We start from the raw sequence: 20,785 nt of genomic DNA, 5'->3' as shown, positions 1-20,785 counted from the left end.
CTATAGTTCTTCTATCTTTACAGTTGGATTTCTTGCAATGTATACTGGTTCGTCAGGGTCAAGTTCCTGATCAGATAGCATAGCTGCCCTTGATTTTGCTGCAGGAACTTTTTCGACCCCGTATTTTTTCTGCTCAGATGTAGACATATTATTTGGACTTGAATTGATATACATTGACAATCCGAAAGTTTTCACATAATTATCTATCTGATTCATATTGTTATTTTGGGAATTCCTTATTGTTGAATCAAAGTAATCCTTCCCATACTCTTCTCTTGGAGGGACTTTGTGCGTATATTCGACGTAGTGTCCAAGTGAATCGGTCTTGGCACCGCTGGGATCCCAGAAGTTCCAGTAGTTTCCGACGACATCTGCATGTGATCCAGTAGGCTTTGCAGCTTCCTTCCAATAATTGACAATCTGAGCAGCAGTAGCTATTGCTCCTACAGCTGGGCTAAAGTAGGAAATTAGTGCTGTTATGGTATTTTTGGCGGCATTACTCCAATTATTATTGTAGTTATTTGGGGATTTCACACCGAGTCCCCAATCTGCATTTCCAGAAATGGAAGTACTAACCTGTCGAGGATTATCTAATTCTTTTATTGTGAATCCTTCACCGCCGGTTATAACTCCTGCTTTTTTAGACTCATCAGTGCTTGGTTTATGATCAATGGAGTATGTAGCGGCACTTGTCCTATAGACAAAATTCCACTTTCCAGCTAAGAAAGTAGAATCAACGAATTCAACGCGTGATCCTGTATCGACAATGCGCTCATCATAATAATAATGGCTTCCTAGGTCACGTGTCTGGTGTGTTGAGTGTGCTTTTGGGTCATCTGGTCCAATTGGTCTAGCTATAGAAATTCCACTTAGCCCTACCACTCCTGTTGAAATCGTTGCTCCCAATGTTCCTGTCTTCTTAAGAAATTGCCTCCTTCCTTCTGCTCTACTGGATGTATTACCTTCCGATTCTGTTTTTTTTCTAGGCATACACTCTTCACTCAGGTATAGACATCTTAAATCTTACCCATTGAAAATTTGTCAGAGACAATATTTATAGTACTAATTATTTTATATGTAAACATTATAAATCAATAGATACAGCTACTTCAAGTACCAGTTATGAAAATCAGATCCTATATTTTGAAAGACAACTACTACAAAACTCGCAGGAATTATTGGATGATTATCATTTATTGGTTGCTTCAAAACTAATGGTGGGTAAAATGTAAGAATGATGAACTTTAATCTTCTTTATTACCTATGTGATTTGTTTTTATATATAACTTAGTTTTCATCTCCAAGAGGACAATTTACGCGAGACTACTCCCGGTTTCACGCCGACGAAAATCGATTCCTCGAATTGCACATCAGAGAGCGAAGGCAATGTGCAAAATTCGTCGGTCGAGAACAGAGTGAGTCGCGGAGTATACCTGTGAGAAATCCCAAATCCACTTCCCCATATATACTGACGCGGTTTCAGTACCCCCAGCAGAACGTCTTTGTCACCCCGATGTGCAATATCAGCTATGCGAATCAAGTCGGATGGAAAGTACGAGTATCGGAAAGATCTCTACGACCAAGCTGGTGAATTACTCGGCGAATCGACGAGGAGCAAAGGCCTCGATGCGAGTGCGGAGTTTACCCGACGGATGATGAAGAATCTCGAACGAGCTGCCGACCACCCAGATATGACGGCAGAACTAGCGGAGATTCTGAGTACACCACGGGTAACGCTCGAATACCGGGTCGAATCGAGAGTACAAGTCAACGAGTGAGTCTACGGTCTGCAATAGACTTTTTGACTACGAAAGATAATCTTCTGTTATGGCAAGCAACCAAGTCACCGACGAGACCACGGTTAATGACGGTCATTCGGTGACCGTGCCGTCCCAGATTCGGGACGCACTGGACATCGAACCCGGCGATAAACTTCGATGGCGACTCGACGACGAGGAAAACCTGACTGTCGAAGTGGTAAAGCAGCGATTTGGAGCGTTTGATGACCTCGAACCGGTAGACATCGGCGAAGAGACGAATGCAGTCGAATTGGAGAAGGAGTTCGGGGCGTTCTAATGCCGGTTGTCGTCGATTCGAATATTCTCATCGGACAGCGATTAGCCCGCGACCAATACCACGACCGAGCAAACGAAATTGTCCGGGCCATCGACCACGGCGACCTTCCGGTGGCTCACGTCACGGACTACGTTCTCGGTGAAGTCTTGAACATTCTCGGACGGCGTGCAGGACACGATGCCGCTATCGCTACGCTCGACACTCTCATCGAGAGCGCGGGATTCGAAATCGTTCGCTCGCCAAAAGCGGATTTCACGAGCGGTCAAGCGCTCTACCGACAGTATCCGTCACTCACGTTCGTCGATGCTCTGACGACGGCCTATATGCAACGCGAGGGTATCGAGTACGTCTACAGTTTCGACGACGACTTCGATGTGGTCGAAGACATTCGACGACTCAATACCGCGAGCGACCCGTTTTGAAGATACTACTCGAGAACTGTTGAAATTCGTCGAGCGATTATAACGTTGTAAGAACACGAGGAACGTCCAGTTATCTCTCGTTCACACCGCAGAAACACCGCAGAAACAACCGCACTCAGCAGTAGTCGATAGATGCTTACAGAGGGTGGCTAGCGTGAATGTTTTAGCCTGTGGTTGGTGTGGTGTGGCTCACGGGGGGTCCGCCGGGACCCCCCGTATTATGATATCCTAGTCTATCCCTCCCGGTGAGCGCGGACCCACCCGCGGAGGTCGGGGTGGTTCCACTCGACGCGGATGCTCTTCTCCTTGATTTTCGTCGTCGGGTCGATCTCCGGGTTAGCGAGGTGGCCGTCGACGTAGTGAACGCCCGGCACTCGTTCGTCCATTTCCTCCATCACGCGGTACCCATCCGTGTTGTACGCACAGCCGTAGTGTGTCGCTACCTCGCGGTAGTTCAGATACACGACGTCCTCACCCGACTCCTGTGCTTTCTCCTCCGCTCGACCGAGGACGTTCAGATATTTTTCCTGAACTGTTGCCGACTCGGGACGCTTCGTCTTGAAGTTCAGCAGTCCGGCGTTCTCCTTCGACCGCTCGATGCAGTCGTACAGCTCTCCGCCGACGTTCGCCGCTTCCGCCACGAGGTTCGGCGAAGTTGCGTCGACGCTGCTCCCGTCCTCCGACGAATACTCGCGGACGTCGTTGATGATACGCGAAACTGACGCGCGCACGCGTTGGTTCTGTTCTTCCTGTTCGTCGAGTTTCGCGCGGAGCTGTTCGTTCTCGTCTTCGAGTTCCTCGACGCGTGCTTCGAGGCGGTCGCCTCGCTCCTCCTGCGCTTCGACCTTCGCTTCGAGGTCGGCGACGCGTTCCGCGAGCTGTTCGAGCAGTACCTCACCGCCCATTGCCGTCACCTCCTTTCCCGGCGAGGTCCGCACCGCATTCCGAACACCGATAGCAACACGAGGATAGCTCTCCACACGTCGAACACAGCGTTCCGGACATCACTCCTCACCTCCTTGTAGCTGGTCGGGAGCAACGGTACAGCCGCACGGATGGACGTGAGCGGTACTCGGACCACTGACTATCGTCCATGTGATTCGTCCGCCGCACCGTGGACAGGTGCGGCTCATGCAGCACCACCTCCGCGAGAGAAGCCACTATATCTCGGAGGGATTAGTGTAAAATTTCTGATAGTCCCACACGGATTACCGAACATACCTTTGTAATCCCTGACTGCGAGACTGTCAGATAGATGGTTGATTTCGACGAAGTACAGGGCTACGGCAGGAAGTTCGAGAACCAATTGGCGAAGCTCCGCGAGGCCTCCATTTCCGATGCAGATAGAGCCGCCATCATCGCCTTCATCCAGCACGAGGAAGCGCAGGGAAAGGTGAACACCGGTACGATGGTCAACCACATCAACCGGCTCCGTCTCGCCGCTGAACGGTCTGACATTTCGCTCACTGAGATGCAGGACAAGACCGCCGTCGATGGATTGCTGTTCTCCCTGAAACATGACCACGGACTCGCTGAAGGAACGCTTCGAAACTACCGGAAAGCTCTCCGGAAGTTCTTCCGCTACCGCGACCGAGATTGGGCAGACGACATCAAAATCGGTGTCAGTCCGGAGCGGACCGTTGATCCGAACGACTTGCTCACCGACGAGGAAATCGAGGACCTGCTCGAAGCCGCGAGTCACCCGCGGGACAAGGCGCTCGTCTCGCTCATCGCGGACACCGGCCTCCGAATCGGAGCCATCGCGAGCCTTCGAATTCACGACGTCGACCTGACCAACCGCGCCGGGACGGTCAGCATCAACGAAGAAGCGAACGTGAAAGGTGCCACTGGCACCGTCCCGCTCACTTGGTCGAGGGGCTACGTCGCCAACTGGCTCGACGTCCATCCCCGAAGCGACGAGGAGGAAGCCGCGTTGTTCCACAAGGTTCGGTTCGTCGAGGACGGGGAGGACGGCGCGATGTCCTACCAGTACCTCGGTCGACGTATCAAGTGGATCGCCGACGAAGCCGGAATCGACCGGGACCGGGTGAACACCCACAACTTCCGAAAGACGGCCATCAGCCGATGGATTCGGGAAGGCTTGAACGAGCAGGCCATCAAGCATCGTGCGACGTGGGTCAAGGACTCCTCGCAGTTCGAAGTGTACTCCGGGGTGCGCGACGAGGAGTTGAACGAATCGATCCTCGCACACTACGATCTCGTCGACGAGGACGAAGAATCGTCCCGTCCCAACCTCGAAGCGTGCCCGCAGTGCCGAACGCCGCTCCGTCAGCATTCGCGGTTCTGCCCCGGCTGCGGTGCGCCACTGACGCAAGGCGCGGCGGAAACCGTCACCGACGCCGAGGACGACCTGTTTGGAGACGTGTCTTCGGGCCTCAACCCCGGGAGTCGAGCGACGATCAGGGAGTTGCATACCGCGCTTCAGGACGATCCCGGACTGCGCGACCTCCTGTTGGACTGAACTCGCGCTCATTGCCAGTCCTCCGTGTACGCGCGGAGCAGTTTCTTCGCTATCCAATCCGATCTGAAATCACCGTTTGCTATCACTTCTAGTTCCTCCTGTTTGTCTTGGACGTACTCTTCGAGGGTGTCGTACTGCGCGAGCACTTCCTTCGGGTCGTGGTCGTCGAGCCGCTGCACTCCGTGGCTCATCGGCGGTCCTCCCGTTCCTGCTCGAACTTCCAGTCGTCTATCCGCGTGAAGAACGACGTTGGCGACTGTTCGTCCTCGTCGAGAACCCACGCCAGATGGGTGAGTATCGCGTTCTGGCGTTCGAGAATCCGGTTCTGGTCGCGGATGGCCGTGATAAGATCGTCACTCATCGCCTTCACCTCCCGGCGAGCTGGCCGCGCCGCCGTCCGCCTTCAGGTCGCGTAGACCGGTGGACGGGAAGTGCGCACCGCAGGTCTGGCAGTAGTAGGAATCGGTGCCGCGATAGTATTCGATAGACGAGTGTCCGTTGGGACAGCGATAGCGCCACGGGTCGTCGTTCCATTCGTTTTTTGCCGATTCGGTACTTTTAGCTTGTTTGACGTTCTCCGAAATCATGTCTGTCTCGCGGTGGCTTTCGACCGCTTCGGGTCGAGTCGCGGTGACAGACACGCTCCCGACGTCTCTCCCGTCGGGACGTTTCACGCGCGACTCTAAGGTAATATTTCTGTCAGTGCTGGTATAAGGCTCAGCATGATGCACACTGAAAGTGAAAGTGGTGCTCGGGCGGGCGTTCGTTTCGGCGATACTAACGACGGAACCGTTATACGGCGGTGTTGCGTTGGTTTGCATGGCTTTCGGTCCTAGGAAGCCCAGAACAGACCCGTGGAACAGCACGGGTCTGACTAATCCTTTCAGTACAAATTTTGACTAGTCAGAGTTCTGTTTCGCTTCCTTGCGAGTCTAGAATAGAGCACATAAGATATATCTTTCCTAGCACGACAAGAAGCAGATTCTACTGTCATTACGAGATTCATTGGGGATATCTTCCTATGTTGTCCATATCTCATATGCGCTACTCTGGGGATTGGATGTCTCTTGTTGATGATCGCGTTCTAGAATATATCCGGGAACACGGCTCTGGCTCTCCAAAGAAGATGCAAGAGAAAGGGAAGATACGCTATTCACCTCAGTATGTTGCGGAGCGATGTCGAGTCCTTTCGGAATACGGCCTTCTAACTCATCTAGGGAACGGTGTCTACGTAATTACTGAGAGCGGAGAGCGGTATCTTGATGGAGAACTTGACACACAGGAACTTAAGGAAAGTAAATAAAAGAATAGGATGAAATAATCAAACTATTTATTTGATATCCACTCTATAGCAATCTATGGCCTCCGAAATCAATTTTAAGTATACGACAAACCACCGGATGAAAAATACATATATTGGATGTGATGACCTGATTGGGAAAACAATCGGTAGTGGCACTTGTTCTTTTTGTAAAAATGATGCCACATTTACCCAAATGAGTCCTCGTACTGCAAGCTCAATTTATGGGTATATGATCCCTGTCCGATGTAATGGTTGCGAGTCTATTCTGTCAGTAGATATCTCCGAAAGAAAGATCCTGCCAGTTGGTGGCATCGAAGGCCTTGAGGATTTGCCCGATGAAATCGACGAGTACTATCAAGAAGCTTTGAGGTGTATTTCAGCTGACGCCCCAAGTGGTGCAGTCACTCTATTCAGGAAAACGATTCACGCTCTAGCAATGCACTATGAAATCGCTGATATGAATTCTAATAAATCAATCTATGGTATGGTAAAGAAATTGAATGAAGAAGGGCACATACCTGCAAAACTACGCAGGTCTCTCCTCACGGTGAAAGACATCGGGAACGACGGTGCGCATATCAATGAGAATGAACCAGATCGCGAGCAAGCAGAGGCAATTAAGGGACTAATTGACGCGGTTCTTTCTGCAACCGTTCTTACGGACCAACAAATTGAATTTGCCCGAGAAAAGCATCCAAATCCCCACGCAGAAGACAACTAAATTCCTTCAGAGATAGTAGTTTAACAGCGTTGCCCGAATATAATCCGCTGTCGTATCATCAACTTGCTCATAGGGTGACGTAACAATTGCTTTGTCGCCATAGAATTCGACAGACCGCTCTTCCTGCTCTCCCTTGAGCAGTAAACTTGCCTCGAAGCGTTGCTCCTCCATCCAATCATCAAGCGTGAGATCGTTGTCGAGTGAGCCGATGGCGAGTTGACTGTTCGTGTAGTTCCTAATGTCGAACTCTTGGACTAGTCCTCTTCTTAGGAAATCGGCGAAATTGTTCAAGTCCATTAGTACACCCTTCAGCTCGTGAAATGCGAACTCGAACCGAACACTGATACCGATGCTTTCAAGCTTTGCATCGGAAACCGTGTTAACTTCAGCATCCAGAAGGGAGGCATTATTCTGTATAAGATCCAGCGTTACTTCAAAAGGTTCGTTATCGAGATACTCGACCGTCACCTTGGCTGTGTGATCATCAGTCCAGTTTACTGAGCCAAATTTGGTATTATCTTTGCTGAATCTCTCACAGTGGCTTGGAACTCTCTCTATGGCCTCCTTGGCGTCCTTAATGGATATCTCAGTGCGGGTATATGCAGTGAAGTTGAAGTCTGCTTTAATCGTCTTGAATCGTGTGTACTGAGCTTTGATTTTCTTTTTTATCGTGTTCCATGCTCGGTCGATGACTTTCTCCCCTGCGAGACGGACGAAAATAGCATCGGAGATTTTCTTTCCCGCCCAGAGCAACACCAGAGCTAATGAGAAGTCCGAGACTCCAACTAGTGGTAGGACTGGTATGGGGTTCATCTGATTTTTACCTTAATATCTTGCGTCTACTTATTGGATTTGGCTCAATTTCCACCGAAATTCGAGATTGTTGACTGTGACGTGATGTGTGGGAGAATATAGTCCCTTATCATACTTAGATATGAGCGTAGCGTCATATTCGAATAACTCCTAACAAGACCATCATCAGAGATACTCACCACTTTTTCACTCCCATCTCCTACTTTGGATATCGCCATCATGTGCGCATGAACTGCTCCTCGCCGCTTTTCTTCCTCATATTCTGGTTCGTTCTGGTAGCCACGTCCAGTAATACGCTTCTTGTTGATTGACGGTTGTGGATAGTCTCGGAATGTCGTATCCATCAACTCATCAGCAAGGTGATCCGCTACAGCTTCGATATCTCTTGAGTCTAGTTCTGGAATTGGGTCAATAGAGAGCTCAATTTCATCAAATTCATTGGCAACAACGTCTATAACATGTTGAACAAGATTTCGCCCAGCAATCAGAATCACATAAAAGATATCTGCATCCTCGAAAATTGCAAAATTGACCGTTTCTGTATCTAGAATTAGAACTTGTTGTTCACGAAATATCACGGAACCCGTTTCGTCCAACACAATACTTCCAGTGAGTGCTTCGAATTCAGAGGTCTCTACGTGGCGAACCTCTTCTATAGTCGTGACGATTTTTATATCGCCAGACTCATCGGTGAATACTCTTGGTACTTCCAAGTCCTCCTTGTCCAGATAGTCGTCAGGTGGGTCGAGGTGGATTGTCCTGTTGGTAAGATGCTCTTTGAGAAGGTCAAAGTTTAACTCCTCGCTAGTACTGGCGAGTTGGAAAATTTTCCCAGAATAGGTATCTTTCACAGACAAAGGATTGTCGTGTTCTTCAGCATCGTTTTCAGACATCGTTATAATTGCTTATAAAGTCATAATCCAAAACAGATATAACTAACTAAGTAGGAGATATGTCTTCTCTAAATCGACTGAAATTAGCGATTCATTGGCCACATGGGGTGAAGGCAAGCACAGGAAAACAGCTCTCACTACCAATGAATAAATGAATACACAAAGTCTCTTCTATCTCACGAAGGAATTCGAGAAATGAATCGTCCTCGTCCATCTCAAATAACTAATTTAAAGGGAAATACTCAAGTCCTTATCCTGACATATACAATCAGATGAGCAATCCCGAGGAAGTTATAGAGTCGATTTTCGTCTTAGCTGTCGGCTTGGTCGTGCTTGTTTCCTTATATAAATCCTTCTATGGGGGCGGTCTGGGTGATTTTACACTGCTCGTTGGTGATCTCGCCATACCTTTTGTTGTTGTTTTAATAGGGTTATATTTTGTATTTCGTATTAAGGAGGCAGTGTAGACACTTATGGATAGCACCGAGACAGATATTGCTGAGTCGAAAACTCGGTTGTTCGATGATAGCTCCTTGAGAATCATTCTTGCAATGATAGTCATTGCTACAGTTGTACCACCGATTGGATACAAATATTTGAATTTAGGCGAAGGATACGCAAATATTCTTCTCGGAAGTACACAGACTATGGCTTCTATAATCTTGATCCTAGTAACTTGGAAATATACACAATCAACACGAGAAAGTGTTGACATACTGTATAAGCAGCATAGGCACAAGCAGCAACAAGAACATACAGAGATACTCCGCAAGAGGGTGGAACACTGGCTGGGTGATCGAAATGAGAAAATGGCAAGAGCAGAGCGTATTCCTGATTCTGGAACTCTCCCTCGCGTTACGACGACGTCTATTGAATCAGCGAAAGGTGAGTCATTATACGGGCATGATAGCATATTCAGGGCAGCACCTCGTTTCCTTGAAGAGGACCGTTATTTCCAAGATTTGCTTGACTATCATGCATCAGATCTGAGAGAGCTAAAAGATGAAATAGAGGAAAAACACGAGAAATTTGATACACTTCGTCAACAGTTTGAGGCGGAAATTATAAATGACAAAGTATGTGAAATACTTCCATCAGGTGTTCAACCAGCTCGTAACTTTGGAGAGTGGGCATTTTGCAAAGTACTTGCTATTGAACGGTCTAACAATGATGCATCCTATTATGCAGATATTGCAAAATCTGTTGCAGAGAATAAATACCATATAAATGACCATAAGGACAAAGAAGTCTGGTATTTCTCCGGGGACAATAGCACAGAATTAGTAGTAAAATGGAATCGACCTTCTAACCCGAAAATTGGAAAACCAAATGTGGGACCGTCGTTAGAAAATATTGTTCTAAGTTTGGATGAACATCCATCATATTCTACTGGTAAGGAAGCTGCAACGATAATGGATAGTATAGCCGAGGATTGCAAGGAACTAGAAGAAACCCTGATCGAGTACAGGGGAAGGATGGTATACCCCGGCGACTGTAAATATCTTGAAGAAAGCTCTCTTTCCTAACGACATGGTTTAGTCCAACGCCGGAAACTCCTCTGGATTCGGCTTTTTCACTTCCCACGTCCCCGGCCCGGTTCGCTTTACCAACATTTGCTGCTCGACCGCCTTGCCGTCCTCGTCGATCAACCCATCAGCTCGGAGCTCGCTCTTGTCGATGGTCACTCCGACGCTGGTGCCGCCGATATCGGTCAGTTTTCGAAAGGGCATGGTGTTCTGTTCATCTACTAGACTGACATACCAATTAAATATTCCCTTCAATACCACATGACTATAGTCTGATTCCAATTTTACAGATCAATTTAATAATCCCGTGTCTCCGTCCGTTCGTATGCCAAACCAACACGAGAACCGGAACGACACCAATTCGTTGCTCGAAGTCGCCGACAGGCTACTGACCGGCGCACTCCTCGGCGCCGGGGTCATATTCACCACGCGACTTCTCGACCCTTCGACGCCCTCCAAGTCCACCGTCTACCCCCAACAGGTTGGTGACTTCTCCCTATTCCGCGGTGATTTCTACCACCTCGGATGGACTGACGAGGATACCCTGTTGTGGCACGTTCGCCGCGATGACGACCGGTGGATCGTCCACAGGAAGAACATGGACTACGACGTCGCTCCGCTCGGCTACGCCGACACTGACGTCGGCGGCTGGTCGGAGAACACCATCGAACACATCACGCCAGACAAGCGGACCGCCATTCGGGTCGCCATCACCGGGATGCTCGACGATTCCCGCAACTCGACGTCCAATCCCGGATGGGAGTCCACCGACACCGACGAGGAGGGCGCCCGATGGAACTAAAACGGACATCTGGTCCGGACGGGAGCGGCTTTCTCGCCACTTCGAACCCACCCGGAGACGACCGGTATCGGTACTATCTCGATATCGAACGGCACCCGACGGACGACACGGACGGTCGGCTGCGTGTCACGAAACGCGAGAAAACGGACGAAGACGGCTTCTGGACCGACCTGACTCCGAAGAAGACCGACGACCTCGAAGCCGAGTTCGCGGGGTTGAACTTCGAGGTGGTCGTGTGAACCACGATCTCGAAAACGACCGGCTCGCGGTGCAGCCGACAAACGAGGACGAAAAACGGTTTCTCGTCTTCGCTGGCAAGGTGGTGGAGGACGCTGACGTGGACGCGCTCGTGTTCTGGACGTACGATTGTCCCGAGTATCCCGGCCTCGACGACGAACTGTGGGAACGAGTGTCCGCAGATGACCCGGCCGCACAGGCGCTCGTCATCGACTACGATGGCGTGGTAGCATGACGAAGTGGAACGCCCTCGCCCGGTCGCCGTTCGGGCGGAAAACGCACGTCGCCGCCGCCGAAAACGGCGAGATTCGGGACGTCGCGTGCAACCACCACGCGTTCGACGAAACCGACTGGGAACTTCTCGGACCGACCAATCACGAGAACCACCGCTTGTGCGGTGTCTGCGTCAATTATTTGGCGCAAGTCGCGGGCGTCGAGGCCGTGTCGCGCTTCTCGGTCGCCATCACCGACCCGGAACGGTACGCCGCCGCACTGGGTGTGGACGTGGACGCGCCACCAACTCTAGGGGTCGCCTGATGCCTAACCACAGCATGCCCGTCATCGCCGCTACCAGCGGACTGCTGCTTGCGAGCGTAGGCGCAGTTGCCCTCGGCCGTCGCAACCGTCGTGACGATCAGGAGGAGTACGTTGACATCGAGGTGACGGAACCGTGACCGACCTCGAACTCACGGTTCCGAGCGGCAACCTTCGCGATCTCGCCCGTGCTGAAGACGTCCTGCGAACGGCGGGCGTCTCATTCACCGCCTCGACCGAGACGGAAACCCCGGCGCGTGTTCGTCGACGCTGGCACCTCGGGAAACCGACCCAGAACGTCGAACTGGTCGGTCGAACTGCGCAATCGTGCCAGTTGGAGCAGGTCTATCGGGACCGGAATCTACTGGCACTGACGAGTGCGAGACTCGCGGAGGTGGTTCGTCGACGTGGACACGTCGCGCCATACGCCGGGTGGTGGTCGCCGACCGACGACGACGATCCGGCAGGTGACGACTGGGCGGTCGTCTATCTCCAACTCCCGTCGGGGCAAGCCAGTTGGCACGTCCCGCGAACACTCGCGTCGGAATCCAGTCTCACGCCGGACGTCCGGCCGTGGGACGGGCACGACCGAGAGACGAAGAACGACCGGCTCAGGACCTTCGTCGAGACGGACCTGCTGAAGGCTCGACAGCCCCGTCTTCTTGACTAATTCTCTGACTAACTATCGGCTCTCGTCTGTCGATTTCTCACTTTCACTAATTCCCTTCGTACTGGCCGTTGTATCGTTTTCATGTATGTCTAACTCTGGCTACAATCCATCTGATTTTACCGACGGTCGACGACGGCAGTCGACACTCGACGTCGGTGCCGATGCGAATCAAACCAAACACCGCGAGAGTCGCATCGATACCGGTTCCGAGTTCGTCGATACGCGTACCGATGACGACCCGAGCGTCTCTGCACAAGCCGATATGACCGGGACGGTCCAGTGGCCGTCGCACGCGAAGCGGTGGCTCTCGACGACCGACTCGTCCGGCGATGGTATCTATCTCCGTCTCACCAAGACTGACGCCGACTCACAACGTCCGTACCGACTTGTCTTCGAAGACAAGGACTCGGACGAGAAACACCCGGTCGGGGAAGCGCTCACCGAACAGGCAGGTGAGGCCGTGCTTGAGCGAATCGAAACGGAGCTGTCACCGACCGATTTCCCGACGATCTACGACGACTCTGCTCAGTCGGCGGTTCGGCAGATCGTTCTCGACGTGAACGAAGACGTCACCGATACTGACGGTTTTGACGCGTTCACGGCCGACGGGGACGACGACCGCGATCCCGGCGAACGACCCGGCCCGAATGGTGAGACGGGACATCTTGGCTACGTTTCGGACGATGAGGACGAACCAGTCGACCGGACGGAAGATAGGGTCGAAATCACCTTCGAACGCCTCGACGCGGCGAACGACTGGCGTGATGACCATCCTGACGCCCTCGGCCCGTCCGATACCCGTCGGACGAAGACGGTGACGCTCCGCGCCGACGTGGACGACCGAACCCGCGAATCCGCCGAAGATTCCGCGTTCGTCTCGCAAAACACCGGGAAATCCTACGGCCAGATGACGCTCACGGATGCCGAGCGCGACCGCCTCGACGACAGGTCCGATTGGACGTGGGGAACGAAGGGGTTCCACGCGATGGCGTCGAAGGCCGTCCTCGTCGAGGAAGGCGCGGACAATTGGTTGGACCACTACCATCCCGACCTCGAATCTATCGAACACGCCAGCGTCATCGAGAGCGGCAAGGACGACGCCGCCCGACTCGGCCTCGCCGGTCCCGGTGAGACGGGCGAAATCGATGATTCGGACGTCGATTTGAACGACCTCGCTCGCCAGCACGACAAGGGACTCGGCGAAGCGTGTCAGCAGGCCCGTGACTACTGCGAGGAGGGCGATACGGACGCCTGCCACCATCTTCAGAAGGAATGCGACTATTCCGACGAGGATATCGACGACGTGAGGGAGGCGTTCAACCGGGTCGATGAACCGCACGATTTCGTCCTCGACCCGGGTGTGTACGACCCGATGAATGGTGAGATGGTCGAACACGTCGAAGCCGACGTCCCGAGTCAGCCGTTTGATGAGTGGGCGACCGCCCACGAACCCGATGCGGAGCGACCCAGTGACGAGGAGTTGGCCCAACTCGCACCAACTCCGACCGATGACCCCGCAGCGATGCACGAGCAGTTACCCGGCCCGGCGCTGCGGGCGCTGCGGAAAGCGTGGGGTGGCTATCGGGCAGCGCGCGCGAACGAACGGAACGCCGTCGAGAAGGCCGAACACTACGCCGAGATAATCAATGGCATCCGCGCCGTGAACGGCCAAGACCCGCTGTCGTTTGAGCGACTGGACGGCTGGGCCGGTGGTGATCCGCTCCCCGACGATCCGACCGAGACATTCCCCGGCCCAGACGGTGAGGAAACCATCGAAGAGGCAGTGATGAAAGGACGTATCTCATCGACAGTAGAGTCGCCTCTCAGTTTGCTTGGAGATGTATATGATCCCTCTATCGGAGAAAACAGTTAACACGACAGAGTATCCAAATAATAAATCATATCCATGCAATTAATATTTTCCTACATTTAATGTTGTTACTATTCCATAATTTATAAATGATGGTTGTTCGACATCATAGATATGTCTGAGAAAGACAAAAATAAACCGAACAGAAGAATATTTTTGCAATCAGTTGGTGTTGGTGCCATCGGTACTACCATTGGGACAGGTACTGTTAGCGGCTCCAGTAGTAGCTCAGAAACAACTTCGATTACAGTAGATCAGTACGAATTACTACAGACTGATGAGGTTCAGTCTGTTCTCGCTACGCTTGGTAATCCGTCTATGCAACTTGAGAAGGCGAATGCATCAGCAATTACCTTTGACTCGGGGGAGTCGTTTAAGATGGTTGAAATCCCCACTGACTTTGGGACTCTCTTCATCGGGTCGCAAGGGAGTTCTTACACTGAAGCAACAATTTTACTTAACAACCGTGCTCATCGGGCATTTAACAATCCAAATTCGAAGGCCGGTAATGGAGTTTCGTTCGGATGGAATGGGAATGCGGAAGCTCTTGCTACTAATACCGGTGATGGGGTTTCTTTCGTCCGTGAAGCAAATAAAGGAGAACAACAGCGTCTCGCTCGCATCCTTGATCAGTCCCCCAAAGACATTATTGCACTTCGAAACTCCGAGTATGACGCGTTTCTCGTAACGGAACAAGGGAAAACGAACGGTGCACGTGGACAGGTTAGTGCTGCATCCGAAGATGCAAGCCAATTCTGGGTCGATCTTTCTGAAGAGAAAATCATCGGAGAGCGGACGACCGGTGAGTCTGGAGATGTTTCGACACAGCTCAGTAAAGCAGAATGTCTCATCAGCTTCGGCTCGTGTGCAGCAGATCTTGCGTTCCCCAGCGCATGTAGTTACTGCGGTCTGGTTTGTAAATCAAGTAAACTCACCGGGTGGGCAGGTTATGCAGCCTGTTTCATCTGTATCTCACATATCTGTGGTGGAGAAGCATTCAAGTACTTCATGGATTGTGGAACAGTTGTACAGTGTATCGATAAGTACATCGTAGACGTTCCATTCGTCTAGAGTTCACAGATTACCGAAACAGCAATTATTTGGTCTCTTTTGAACAACAAATAAAACAACGAAAATGGCTATGGATACAAACCGGAAGACCGACTCGGGACGCGTCCACTGGGGAATCGAATTCGATTCATGGAGTGCTCTTCGAGTATTTACGTACGTAAAATTGTTCGGAGTGTATGGCTTCGTAGTATTTGTCCTCTCTAATATTCCACTTTTAGCAGTCGCCCCGTCTTCTGGCCGTCTCATCTCTGAACCGTGGCGTTATGTTGGATTATCTGCCGTTTCGTCGCTTGGAATCGTTGCTATCGCATTGGCGGTCTACAAATACAGCGGTTCGCAATCCTCCGGACGAGTTATTACTGTTATAGGTACTGAAATAAGTATCTCCGAATCTATCGGTATCGTCCCGCTTTCTTTTACAGTACTGCTTGGAGCGTGGGCTGCGGCGGTTCTCGTAGTATTCCTCCCAAGCGGGCTGTTTGGAATGGCAGTCATTCTCGTCCCGGTGGTTATCAAAATGACTGACACGATAGCCTCACTAGTGGTTCCACTCTCCGGGTCCGTAGACACTACGAATAAGATATATCAAGCTGATAGTTCGGAACGATCATACGATCTCTCGATAGCGAACGTAGTCGCTTCAGTTGGGATTGGTGGTGTAACTGTATTTTGTGTTCGTGCTAAAGGCGGCCCCCCACACATCCTAGTTCTGCCGACAGAATTGTATGAGAGTATCTACGAAATTTAAAAAACGAGAGGTGGGAATTCACCAGTTGTTCGTGAAAATCAAAGCTATACGGGAAGAGCTTCGTCCACAATCCCGTCATCCGAGGCGTGATGCGGACGAATTCGCGTGAGATCGTTCGTGTCGACCTGCTTCGACTCACCTGAATTCTTGTTCTCGACGATACATCGTCGCTCCCCCAGATGTTCGAGTTGGTTCGCGTCGAAACTCGTCATGTTCTGGAGCTTCTTGATGTCGTTCTCCTCGATAATCTGGAAGTAAACGCGCTTCTCTGCCTGTGAGATACACGTCTTATGGAGCAACTGCGGGCGCTGGCTGATATGCAGACATTCAACGTGGTGTTTCCGACCGCCGGTGATCATCCGCTCGACCCGCTCGTCCGGGTCGCCGCCGTTCGGCACGACGTTGTGCCCCTCGTCACAGCTGACGAAACACGACCGTTCGAATTCCTTGCCGAGCGCCATCGCCGCCGCCGCACACCGTCCATAGAGTTCTCGACACTCCGCTTTCGTCAGACCATCGGGTACGACGCGGACAGCACCGACTCGGTGAACGATACGAAGGAGGTTGATGCCCCGGTCGAAGCGCTCCTTCGTGACGTACAGCGTCTTGTAAAGCGGGTCGTGGTCCGCGTCGGACAGGCCGGTTTCCTCGTCCTCCAAATCGAAGTGAATCGCGTGGTCGAAGTTGGGGACGACCTGTTCGAGCAGCGTGCCGACGTACCAACTCTTCCCGGTCCCAGAGCGACCGAGCACGACAACACGGGCCATCTACGCCTCCGTGTCGTCGGTTTCGATGTCGATGTTCGTCCAGACCTTCTCCGCCTTGGCCTCGACGAACCGCTGATACTGCTCGTCGGTCAGCGCCTCTCGAAGCACGCGGTCGCGGCGGTTCGCTTCCTCGTTGAACGCTTCGATGAGTCCGGCCCCACCGTCGCTGAGACTTCCGGCGAGGAGTTTGCTGGCCGTCTCCGGGGTCATCCGCTCCATCCCCATGTCGATTCCCTGTGTCGCTGCCAGCGCTCGCATATCGAGGCGTTGGACGTTGAACACGTCGGCGAAGATTTCGGCGACCGAGTAGTCCATGTCGTTGTCTTCGTCCTTCTTTTGGAGCAGCTTTGCGAGTTTTTCGGGGTCGCGGACGAACGACGCGAGCTCGCGGAGCGAGAATCGTTTGCCGAACAAGTTGACAGCCATCAGGCGTCACCTCCCGTCCCGAGCAGGCCACGCACCGCGCTCGTGAGGTTCGAAAATTGTTCGTCGCTGTCGGGGCGCATCCACGCCCCGAACGCCGTACAGACGCACACGGACGCCAAGAGCGCCCACTTCGGGTCGATGTCCTCGCCGGGCGAGAACAGGTATTCGTCAGCAAACGACGAGGCGGCCGACCCGAGACGGAACGCCGCGAACACTTCCGCAAATTCTTGTTCCAACTCCGCTTTCCTCTCCTCATCGTCCAACCCCGTCACCAACAGCCGGGCGTAGCCTTCGTTGACGGCGGTTTCGATGGTTTCGGACTTTTCGCCCGACACCTCCATCGGCGACGACCCGGACGCAGACGTCTGCGTCTCACCCTCGGTGGTCGCCTCATCACCGTCCGCCTCGTCCTGTCCGTCGGTGTCGTCCCCTTCGAAGCCGAAATCCATCGACGACAGATCAACCTCGTCGATGGTCGGGTCTTCCTCGTCGACTTCCTCCTCAGCGGCTTCTTCGACGTCGGCTTCTGATTGGACGTCCACTTCGGGCGAATCGTCCTCGTCGAGGTCGGTCGAGCCATCGATGGTCGGGTCGCCCGGTTCGGGACTCTCGCGGCGGGCGTCCGTGTCGGCGTCAGCGTCCGGCGGGACGGTTTCGACCGGTGTTACCGCCATCAGTCACCACCACCGGTGAGCTTCCCAGCGTCTTGGAGGACGCGCGCCACCGCTTCGTCTTGTTCGTGCGGCTGGCCGTTCTGCGGGATGGTGTCCGCGGGCGTCTGGTTCGTCTCGATGACGGCTTCGTTCGTCATGTCCTGTACCTTCGCAAACTCCTCGTTCTCGGGGGACGGTTTGGGGTTGGTATCGGTCACATCGTCGATGTCGCTCGACGACCGTCGACGATAGAGGAGAACGACGGCGACGATAACGAGGACCGCCATTCCGAGCGTGGCGGCCGAGGGACGCGGCAGCGAGAACCCGGACTGTGGCTCTCTGGGGTCCACGCCGGTCGGAACATCCGCCGGTGTCTCCGTCGTCGTGCCGGACGTCTCTTCCTCCTTGAGGTCCTGTACGGTGTCCGCGTAGTTTTCGGGGGTATCGACATCAGACATGGGCGTCCTCCCGGTCGTCGGCGCTGGCGTCTGCTCCCCAGCGGAAGAGCGCATCACAGTTCGGACAGCGCTCGGGGTAGCCCGTCACCGCTTCCTCACAGTGGTCGCATCGGAAGCGGTTGACCGCCACCGCGCCCGTCTCCGGTTCGGGTGAGTCGTTGCCGTCAGCGGCGTCCGTGTCGTCGTTGGATCGGTTGAGGCGGTCCTGAATCGCCTTGAGTCGGTCGGCGTATTCGTCGTCCGGGTCGTCGTACTCATCGAGCGGGACGAGTGCGGCCGGATCGTCGGGGTCTTCGTCGGCCGGGAGAACGTGCGGGAGCGGATGGGCGTCGAAGTAGTCCTTCGACGTCATCGGGTTCCACGCCTCACAGTCCGGGTTGAGGCATTTCCGCCGGTATTTGTTGCCGGGTACGGTCCCGGTGCCGATGCGTTGGTCGAGCACGGCGACAACCGCCTGTTCTTCACAGTAGCGACAGGCTTCGATGTCGTGGCCGTCCTCGACGAGTCGAGAGAGAGTGTCGAGAGAGTCCATAGTCTAATCAGTCTGGATTGTAGAGAGTCAGTCGAGAGCGACGGAGTGTATCGATATCCGCGCTCACTCGTCTGTTGGGTCCGTTTCCTGATAACTGTGCGGAGGGGGTGGATACTAATTCACCAATTCGACCCCCAATTCGGCCGCCAATCCACTAATTCACCAACTAATTAGACCGAATTTATCACCGGCATCCGTACTGGGGGATGTATCATGTCCGAACTAGCAGTTTTCGACTCGCTGTCGGCACTCGTTGACGGCGACTATCTGATCGCGTTCGCGGAAATTCTACTCGGCGCACTCGTCATGGAGTTCGCCACCGGCTATCTCCGCGAAAAACTCTACGACGTCCAAATGAAGGGCGGAGACGCTATCTACGGCGTGCTCGCGGCGGTAATGGTGCTTCTCGTCCCTGTGCCCGATGGCATGGAAATCCACCAGCGAAACGTCGCGCTCGGCTGTCTCGTCTCGGGCGGCCGTGTCTTCCTCTCCGAAGTGGGGGGTATCTAGATGACGGTCACGCTCGGCAACAACGAGGAAGGCGAAATCAGCATCGACAAGGACAAGAAGTTCGTCACGGCACAGGACGTCCCGGCTGACGACGGCGACACCCCGGCGTTCATCATCGAAGGCCCGGAGAACTACGTCGTCACCGTCCTCGCCGGGACCGTCATCGCACCGGAGTTCCGGGACGCGAACGGCAACAAACTCGACAAGGACACCCGCGTTATCGTCCAGAAGTGCGACAAGAGAGGGAACCGCCTCGGTGGGTTCGTCGTCTTCAACGGCACGCTCGGGAACTTCGACTACGACAAGATGCGCAAAGACCCGGACTTCATGCGCCACACCAAGCAGACGGTGGTCCTCAAGGAGAATCAGCGTCTTCACGTCTTCGTCGAAATTCCATCCGGTGCGGCGGGCTTCTCGGCGGAGAAGTCGCGCCTCACGATTGGGGATGAAACGTCTGACTTCGGCGAACCGGTCGAAATTCTCGCGTGGGACTCGCTCGCGGCCCCCGAACAGCAGGCCGTCAGCGCGATGACGCAGGGGGCGAACTGATGCCCGGAAGTAGCGTCGAACGCACGTCCATCTCCCACACCGGGACGACCTACGGTGCAGAGCACGTCACGCTGGGACAGAACCAGCCGGACAAGATGTCCACGGTCTGTACGTGGGAACACTCCCGGCAGTACGAAGGCACCGAGATGGTTGGTAAGCGCGATGCGACGCGCTTCGTTCCGCGAACCCGGCAGAAGCTCACCGGGACGGCAGCGGACGATACGGTCGTCGTCCTCGACTCGGACATCATGCCGGTCGCTGGCAAGCACGACCTCGACAAGCAGGACTACCCGGCGGTCATCGCAATGAACGCGACCACGGATACGGAGATCGCCATCGACGCCATCGACTACGGCACGAACGAAGTCACGCTGGCCGATGACCCGGCCGATGGGGACGAGGTGTACCTGTACCCGATTCTCGCCGAGGGGAGCGTCCAATTCCGGGCGCGCAACAGCATCGGACAGGTCGAGGGTGCGGTCTACAAGTGGCCGATTCCCATCTATCGGTTCCACGACTTCCCGCAACTGGCGCGCGGGACCGAGATCAACCTGCACGGCTCCGTGACGTTCGAGGAACACGACGAGTTGGAGTTCCGCATCGACTCCCCACACCAACTCTGGTGGGAGGACAACTACTTCCCACAGGGACAGTACATCTCATCGCTCGAACAGCAAGTCGAGTTGACCTACTGATGCCGTAGAGACGGGCACCCGTCTCGA

At 53.5% G+C, this 20,785-nt stretch carries 33 protein-coding genes; 20 read left to right on the top strand and 13 right to left on the bottom strand.

Annotated features, from left to right (window positions below; all coding sequences use genetic code 11):
• The gene (locus B208_RS23845; protein ID WP_139025540.1) at positions 1-990 is read right to left on the bottom strand and encodes a twin-arginine translocation signal domain-containing protein; all 990 of its coding nucleotides are present in this window, start codon (positions 988-990) and stop codon (positions 1-3) included.
• A gap of 539 nt (positions 991-1,529) precedes the next feature.
• Between B208_RS23845 and B208_RS0111125 the strand changes: the two genes are divergently transcribed.
• From B208_RS0111125 to B208_RS0111115, 3 genes are read left to right on the top strand one after another with little or no spacing between them, the layout of a single operon-like run.
• Entirely contained in the window at positions 1,530-1,778 is a 249-nt protein-coding gene (locus B208_RS0111125; protein WP_007982569.1) for a DUF7692 domain-containing protein, read from the top strand.
• Between the two features lie 49 nt (positions 1,779-1,827).
• A complete protein-coding gene (locus B208_RS0111120; RefSeq protein WP_007982571.1) occupies positions 1,828-2,076 on the top strand; it encodes an AbrB/MazE/SpoVT family DNA-binding domain-containing protein in 249 nt (82 codons plus the stop codon).
• Entirely contained in the window at positions 2,076-2,498 is a 423-nt protein-coding gene (locus B208_RS0111115; protein ID WP_007982573.1) for a type II toxin-antitoxin system VapC family toxin, read from the top strand. The genes B208_RS0111120 and B208_RS0111115 overlap by 1 nt, the downstream gene beginning before the upstream one ends.
• Positions 2,499-2,731: 233 nt before the next feature.
• On the opposite strand, the gene B208_RS0111110 is transcribed toward B208_RS0111115, so the two are convergent.
• Positions 2,732-3,403, bottom strand: a complete 672-nt coding sequence (locus tag B208_RS0111110; protein WP_232423774.1) for a hypothetical protein — start codon at positions 3,401-3,403, stop codon at positions 2,732-2,734.
• A gap of 350 nt (positions 3,404-3,753) precedes the next feature.
• Between B208_RS0111110 and B208_RS0111105 the strand changes: the two genes are divergently transcribed.
• Positions 3,754-4,980 carry a site-specific integrase gene (locus B208_RS0111105; protein WP_007982511.1) on the top strand — a complete coding sequence of 409 codons (1,227 nt, stop codon included), beginning with the start codon at positions 3,754-3,756 and terminating at the stop codon, positions 4,978-4,980.
• 8 nt (positions 4,981-4,988) lie between these two features.
• On the opposite strand, the gene B208_RS0111100 is transcribed toward B208_RS0111105, so the two are convergent.
• From B208_RS0111100 to B208_RS0111090, 3 genes are read right to left on the bottom strand one after another with little or no spacing between them, the layout of a single operon-like run.
• Positions 4,989-5,171: a hypothetical protein gene (locus B208_RS0111100; protein ID WP_007982512.1), complete on the bottom strand. Its 183-nt coding sequence runs from the start codon at positions 5,169-5,171 to the stop codon at positions 4,989-4,991.
• Positions 5,168-5,341 (bottom strand): hypothetical protein, encoded by a 174-nt coding sequence (locus B208_RS24345; RefSeq protein WP_007982514.1) that lies wholly within the window; start codon positions 5,339-5,341, stop codon positions 5,168-5,170. The genes B208_RS0111100 and B208_RS24345 overlap by 4 nt, the downstream gene beginning before the upstream one ends.
• Complete coding sequence (locus B208_RS0111090; protein WP_232423780.1) at positions 5,334-5,654, bottom strand: hypothetical protein; 321 nt, start codon at positions 5,652-5,654, stop codon at positions 5,334-5,336. The genes B208_RS24345 and B208_RS0111090 overlap by 8 nt, the downstream gene beginning before the upstream one ends.
• 365 nt (positions 5,655-6,019) lie before the next feature.
• Here B208_RS0111090 and B208_RS25030 point away from each other — a divergent pair, with 365 nt between their 5' ends.
• Together B208_RS25030 and B208_RS24695 are read left to right on the top strand one after the other, a co-directional pair.
• Positions 6,020-6,283 carry a winged helix-turn-helix domain-containing protein gene (locus tag B208_RS25030; RefSeq protein WP_073096835.1) on the top strand — a complete coding sequence of 88 codons (264 nt, stop codon included), beginning with the start codon at positions 6,020-6,022 and terminating at the stop codon, positions 6,281-6,283.
• Positions 6,284-6,338: 55 nt separating this feature from the next.
• Entirely contained in the window at positions 6,339-7,004 is a 666-nt protein-coding gene (locus B208_RS24695; RefSeq protein WP_232423779.1) for a DUF4145 domain-containing protein, read from the top strand.
• A gap of 6 nt (positions 7,005-7,010) precedes the next feature.
• Here the strand turns inward: B208_RS24695 and B208_RS0111080 are convergent, their stop codons facing one another.
• Both B208_RS0111080 and B208_RS0111075 read right to left on the bottom strand, forming a co-directional pair.
• A complete protein-coding gene (locus B208_RS0111080; RefSeq protein WP_232423778.1) occupies positions 7,011-7,817 on the bottom strand; it encodes a hypothetical protein in 807 nt (268 codons plus the stop codon).
• 44 nt (positions 7,818-7,861) lie between these two features.
• Positions 7,862-8,710: a hypothetical protein gene (locus B208_RS0111075; protein WP_007982522.1), complete on the bottom strand. Its 849-nt coding sequence runs from the start codon at positions 8,708-8,710 to the stop codon at positions 7,862-7,864.
• Positions 8,711-8,982: 272 nt separating this feature from the next.
• Here B208_RS0111075 and B208_RS23840 point away from each other — a divergent pair, with 272 nt between their 5' ends.
• Positions 8,983-9,177: a hypothetical protein gene (locus B208_RS23840; protein WP_007982523.1), complete on the top strand. Its 195-nt coding sequence runs from the start codon at positions 8,983-8,985 to the stop codon at positions 9,175-9,177.
• A 6-nt stretch (positions 9,178-9,183) separates the two neighbouring features.
• Entirely contained in the window at positions 9,184-10,236 is a 1,053-nt protein-coding gene (locus tag B208_RS24340) for a hypothetical protein (RefSeq protein WP_171970549.1), read from the top strand.
• Positions 10,237-10,245: 9 nt separating this feature from the next.
• Here the strand turns inward: B208_RS24340 and B208_RS0111055 are convergent, their stop codons facing one another.
• Complete coding sequence (locus B208_RS0111055; protein ID WP_026177813.1) at positions 10,246-10,440, bottom strand: hypothetical protein; 195 nt, start codon at positions 10,438-10,440, stop codon at positions 10,246-10,248.
• 121 nt (positions 10,441-10,561) lie between these two features.
• Here B208_RS0111055 and B208_RS0111050 point away from each other — a divergent pair, with 121 nt between their 5' ends.
• From B208_RS0111050 to B208_RS23835, 9 genes are all read left to right on the top strand, one after another.
• On the top strand, positions 10,562-11,038 hold the full coding sequence (locus B208_RS0111050) for a hypothetical protein (RefSeq protein ID WP_007982531.1): 477 nt from the start codon (positions 10,562-10,564) through the stop codon (positions 11,036-11,038).
• Positions 11,029-11,277 (top strand): hypothetical protein, encoded by a 249-nt coding sequence (locus tag B208_RS0111045; protein WP_007982533.1) that lies wholly within the window; start codon positions 11,029-11,031, stop codon positions 11,275-11,277. The genes B208_RS0111050 and B208_RS0111045 overlap by 10 nt, the downstream gene beginning before the upstream one ends.
• Positions 11,274-11,510, top strand: coding sequence for a hypothetical protein (locus B208_RS0111040; protein WP_007982535.1), 237 nt, complete (start codon positions 11,274-11,276; stop codon positions 11,508-11,510). Before B208_RS0111045 ends, B208_RS0111040 begins: the two co-directional genes overlap by 4 nt.
• The gene (locus B208_RS0111035; protein ID WP_007982536.1) at positions 11,507-11,812 is read left to right on the top strand and encodes a hypothetical protein; all 306 of its coding nucleotides are present in this window, start codon (positions 11,507-11,509) and stop codon (positions 11,810-11,812) included. The genes B208_RS0111040 and B208_RS0111035 overlap by 4 nt, the downstream gene beginning before the upstream one ends.
• Positions 11,812-11,949, top strand: coding sequence for a hypothetical protein (locus B208_RS24335; RefSeq protein ID WP_007982537.1), 138 nt, complete (start codon positions 11,812-11,814; stop codon positions 11,947-11,949). The genes B208_RS0111035 and B208_RS24335 overlap by 1 nt, the downstream gene beginning before the upstream one ends.
• Complete coding sequence (locus B208_RS0111025) at positions 11,946-12,479, top strand: WDGH domain-containing protein (RefSeq protein WP_007982538.1); 534 nt, start codon at positions 11,946-11,948, stop codon at positions 12,477-12,479. The genes B208_RS24335 and B208_RS0111025 overlap by 4 nt, the downstream gene beginning before the upstream one ends.
• Positions 12,480-12,564: 85 nt before the next feature.
• Entirely contained in the window at positions 12,565-14,352 is a 1,788-nt protein-coding gene (locus B208_RS0111020) for a hypothetical protein (RefSeq protein ID WP_018128868.1), read from the top strand.
• Between the two features lie 111 nt (positions 14,353-14,463).
• Entirely contained in the window at positions 14,464-15,420 is a 957-nt protein-coding gene (locus B208_RS24330) for a hypothetical protein (RefSeq protein ID WP_171970548.1), read from the top strand.
• A gap of 64 nt (positions 15,421-15,484) precedes the next feature.
• Positions 15,485-16,168: a hypothetical protein gene (locus B208_RS23835; protein ID WP_139025538.1), complete on the top strand. Its 684-nt coding sequence runs from the start codon at positions 15,485-15,487 to the stop codon at positions 16,166-16,168.
• 44 nt (positions 16,169-16,212) lie between these two features.
• On the opposite strand, the gene B208_RS0111010 is transcribed toward B208_RS23835, so the two are convergent.
• From B208_RS0111010 to B208_RS0110990, 5 genes are read right to left on the bottom strand one after another with little or no spacing between them, the layout of a single operon-like run.
• A complete protein-coding gene (locus B208_RS0111010; RefSeq protein ID WP_007982541.1) occupies positions 16,213-16,935 on the bottom strand; it encodes a hypothetical protein in 723 nt (240 codons plus the stop codon).
• Entirely contained in the window at positions 16,936-17,361 is a 426-nt protein-coding gene (locus B208_RS0111005; protein ID WP_007982542.1) for a hypothetical protein, read from the bottom strand.
• Positions 17,361-18,035, bottom strand: a complete 675-nt coding sequence (locus tag B208_RS0111000) for a hypothetical protein (RefSeq protein WP_007982543.1) — start codon at positions 18,033-18,035, stop codon at positions 17,361-17,363. The genes B208_RS0111005 and B208_RS0111000 overlap by 1 nt, the downstream gene beginning before the upstream one ends.
• Positions 18,035-18,472, bottom strand: coding sequence for a hypothetical protein (locus B208_RS0110995; RefSeq protein ID WP_007982545.1), 438 nt, complete (start codon positions 18,470-18,472; stop codon positions 18,035-18,037). The genes B208_RS0111000 and B208_RS0110995 overlap by 1 nt, the downstream gene beginning before the upstream one ends.
• Positions 18,465-19,004, bottom strand: a complete 540-nt coding sequence (locus tag B208_RS0110990) for a hypothetical protein (protein ID WP_007982547.1) — start codon at positions 19,002-19,004, stop codon at positions 18,465-18,467. Before B208_RS0110990 ends, B208_RS0110995 begins: the two co-directional genes overlap by 8 nt.
• Positions 19,005-19,217: 213 nt before the next feature.
• Between B208_RS0110990 and B208_RS0110985 the strand changes: the two genes are divergently transcribed.
• Genes B208_RS0110985 through B208_RS0110975 form a run of 3 tightly spaced genes read left to right on the top strand, consistent with a single transcriptional unit; the run spans position 19,218 to position 20,758 of the window.
• Positions 19,218-19,514: a hypothetical protein gene (locus B208_RS0110985; protein WP_007982550.1), complete on the top strand. Its 297-nt coding sequence runs from the start codon at positions 19,218-19,220 to the stop codon at positions 19,512-19,514.
• Positions 19,515-20,063: a hypothetical protein gene (locus B208_RS0110980; protein WP_007982552.1), complete on the top strand. Its 549-nt coding sequence runs from the start codon at positions 19,515-19,517 to the stop codon at positions 20,061-20,063. It begins immediately after the preceding gene.
• On the top strand, positions 20,063-20,758 hold the full coding sequence (locus B208_RS0110975; RefSeq protein WP_007982555.1) for a hypothetical protein: 696 nt from the start codon (positions 20,063-20,065) through the stop codon (positions 20,756-20,758). The genes B208_RS0110980 and B208_RS0110975 overlap by 1 nt, the downstream gene beginning before the upstream one ends.
• The last annotated feature ends 27 nt before the right edge of the window (positions 20,759-20,785 follow it).

It is taken from the genome of Haladaptatus paucihalophilus DX253 (genome assembly GCF_000376445.1).
GTDB classification, from domain to species: domain Archaea; phylum Halobacteriota; class Halobacteria; order Halobacteriales; family Haladaptataceae; genus Haladaptatus; species Haladaptatus paucihalophilus.
Note: the sequence above shows the minus strand (reverse complement) of the source record. Positions and strands in the feature narration are given on the sequence as shown.

Excerpts from the sequence above, each read along its gene's own strand:
- B208_RS0111050 (WP_007982531.1), top strand. The coding sequence starts at position 10,562 with ATGCCAAACCAACACGAGAACCGGAACGACACCAATTCGTTGCTCGAA.
- B208_RS0110995 (WP_007982545.1), bottom strand. The coding sequence starts at position 18,472 with ATGTCTGATGTCGATACCCCCGAAAACTACGCGGACACCGTACAGGAC.
- B208_RS24695 (WP_232423779.1), top strand. The coding sequence starts at position 6,339 with ATGGCCTCCGAAATCAATTTTAAGTATACGACAAACCACCGGATGAAA.
- B208_RS24340 (WP_171970549.1), top strand. The coding sequence starts at position 9,184 with ATGGATAGCACCGAGACAGATATTGCTGAGTCGAAAACTCGGTTGTTC.
- B208_RS24330 (WP_171970548.1), top strand. The coding sequence starts at position 14,464 with ATGTCTGAGAAAGACAAAAATAAACCGAACAGAAGAATATTTTTGCAA.
- B208_RS0111035 (WP_007982536.1), top strand. The coding sequence starts at position 11,507 with ATGACGAAGTGGAACGCCCTCGCCCGGTCGCCGTTCGGGCGGAAAACG.
- B208_RS0111020 (WP_018128868.1), top strand. The coding sequence starts at position 12,565 with ATGTCTAACTCTGGCTACAATCCATCTGATTTTACCGACGGTCGACGA.
- B208_RS0111100 (WP_007982512.1), bottom strand. The coding sequence starts at position 5,171 with ATGAGCCACGGAGTGCAGCGGCTCGACGACCACGACCCGAAGGAAGTG.
- B208_RS25030 (WP_073096835.1), top strand. The coding sequence starts at position 6,020 with ATGCGCTACTCTGGGGATTGGATGTCTCTTGTTGATGATCGCGTTCTA.
- B208_RS0111045 (WP_007982533.1), top strand. The coding sequence starts at position 11,029 with ATGGAACTAAAACGGACATCTGGTCCGGACGGGAGCGGCTTTCTCGCC.
- B208_RS0111075 (WP_007982522.1), bottom strand. The coding sequence starts at position 8,710 with ATGTCTGAAAACGATGCTGAAGAACACGACAATCCTTTGTCTGTGAAA.
- B208_RS23845 (WP_139025540.1), bottom strand. The coding sequence starts at position 990 with ATGCCTAGAAAAAAAACAGAATCGGAAGGTAATACATCCAGTAGAGCA.
- B208_RS0111055 (WP_026177813.1), bottom strand. The coding sequence starts at position 10,440 with ATGCCCTTTCGAAAACTGACCGATATCGGCGGCACCAGCGTCGGAGTG.
- B208_RS0111115 (WP_007982573.1), top strand. The coding sequence starts at position 2,076 with ATGCCGGTTGTCGTCGATTCGAATATTCTCATCGGACAGCGATTAGCC.
- B208_RS24335 (WP_007982537.1), top strand. The coding sequence starts at position 11,812 with ATGCCTAACCACAGCATGCCCGTCATCGCCGCTACCAGCGGACTGCTG.
- B208_RS23835 (WP_139025538.1), top strand. The coding sequence starts at position 15,485 with ATGGCTATGGATACAAACCGGAAGACCGACTCGGGACGCGTCCACTGG.
- B208_RS0110980 (WP_007982552.1), top strand. The coding sequence starts at position 19,515 with ATGACGGTCACGCTCGGCAACAACGAGGAAGGCGAAATCAGCATCGAC.
- B208_RS0110990 (WP_007982547.1), bottom strand. The coding sequence starts at position 19,004 with ATGGACTCTCTCGACACTCTCTCTCGACTCGTCGAGGACGGCCACGAC.
- B208_RS0110975 (WP_007982555.1), top strand. The coding sequence starts at position 20,063 with ATGCCCGGAAGTAGCGTCGAACGCACGTCCATCTCCCACACCGGGACG.
- B208_RS0111120 (WP_007982571.1), top strand. The coding sequence starts at position 1,828 with ATGGCAAGCAACCAAGTCACCGACGAGACCACGGTTAATGACGGTCAT.
- B208_RS24345 (WP_007982514.1), bottom strand. The coding sequence starts at position 5,341 with ATGAGTGACGATCTTATCACGGCCATCCGCGACCAGAACCGGATTCTC.
- B208_RS0111000 (WP_007982543.1), bottom strand. The coding sequence starts at position 18,035 with ATGGCGGTAACACCGGTCGAAACCGTCCCGCCGGACGCTGACGCCGAC.
- B208_RS23840 (WP_007982523.1), top strand. The coding sequence starts at position 8,983 with ATGAGCAATCCCGAGGAAGTTATAGAGTCGATTTTCGTCTTAGCTGTC.
- B208_RS0111080 (WP_232423778.1), bottom strand. The coding sequence starts at position 7,817 with ATGAACCCCATACCAGTCCTACCACTAGTTGGAGTCTCGGACTTCTCA.
- B208_RS0111105 (WP_007982511.1), top strand. The coding sequence starts at position 3,754 with ATGGTTGATTTCGACGAAGTACAGGGCTACGGCAGGAAGTTCGAGAAC.
- B208_RS0111005 (WP_007982542.1), bottom strand. The coding sequence starts at position 17,361 with ATGGCTGTCAACTTGTTCGGCAAACGATTCTCGCTCCGCGAGCTCGCG.
- B208_RS0110985 (WP_007982550.1), top strand. The coding sequence starts at position 19,218 with ATGTCCGAACTAGCAGTTTTCGACTCGCTGTCGGCACTCGTTGACGGC.
- B208_RS0111110 (WP_232423774.1), bottom strand. The coding sequence starts at position 3,403 with ATGGGCGGTGAGGTACTGCTCGAACAGCTCGCGGAACGCGTCGCCGAC.
- B208_RS0111010 (WP_007982541.1), bottom strand. The coding sequence starts at position 16,935 with ATGGCCCGTGTTGTCGTGCTCGGTCGCTCTGGGACCGGGAAGAGTTGG.
- B208_RS0111125 (WP_007982569.1), top strand. The coding sequence starts at position 1,530 with ATGCGAATCAAGTCGGATGGAAAGTACGAGTATCGGAAAGATCTCTAC.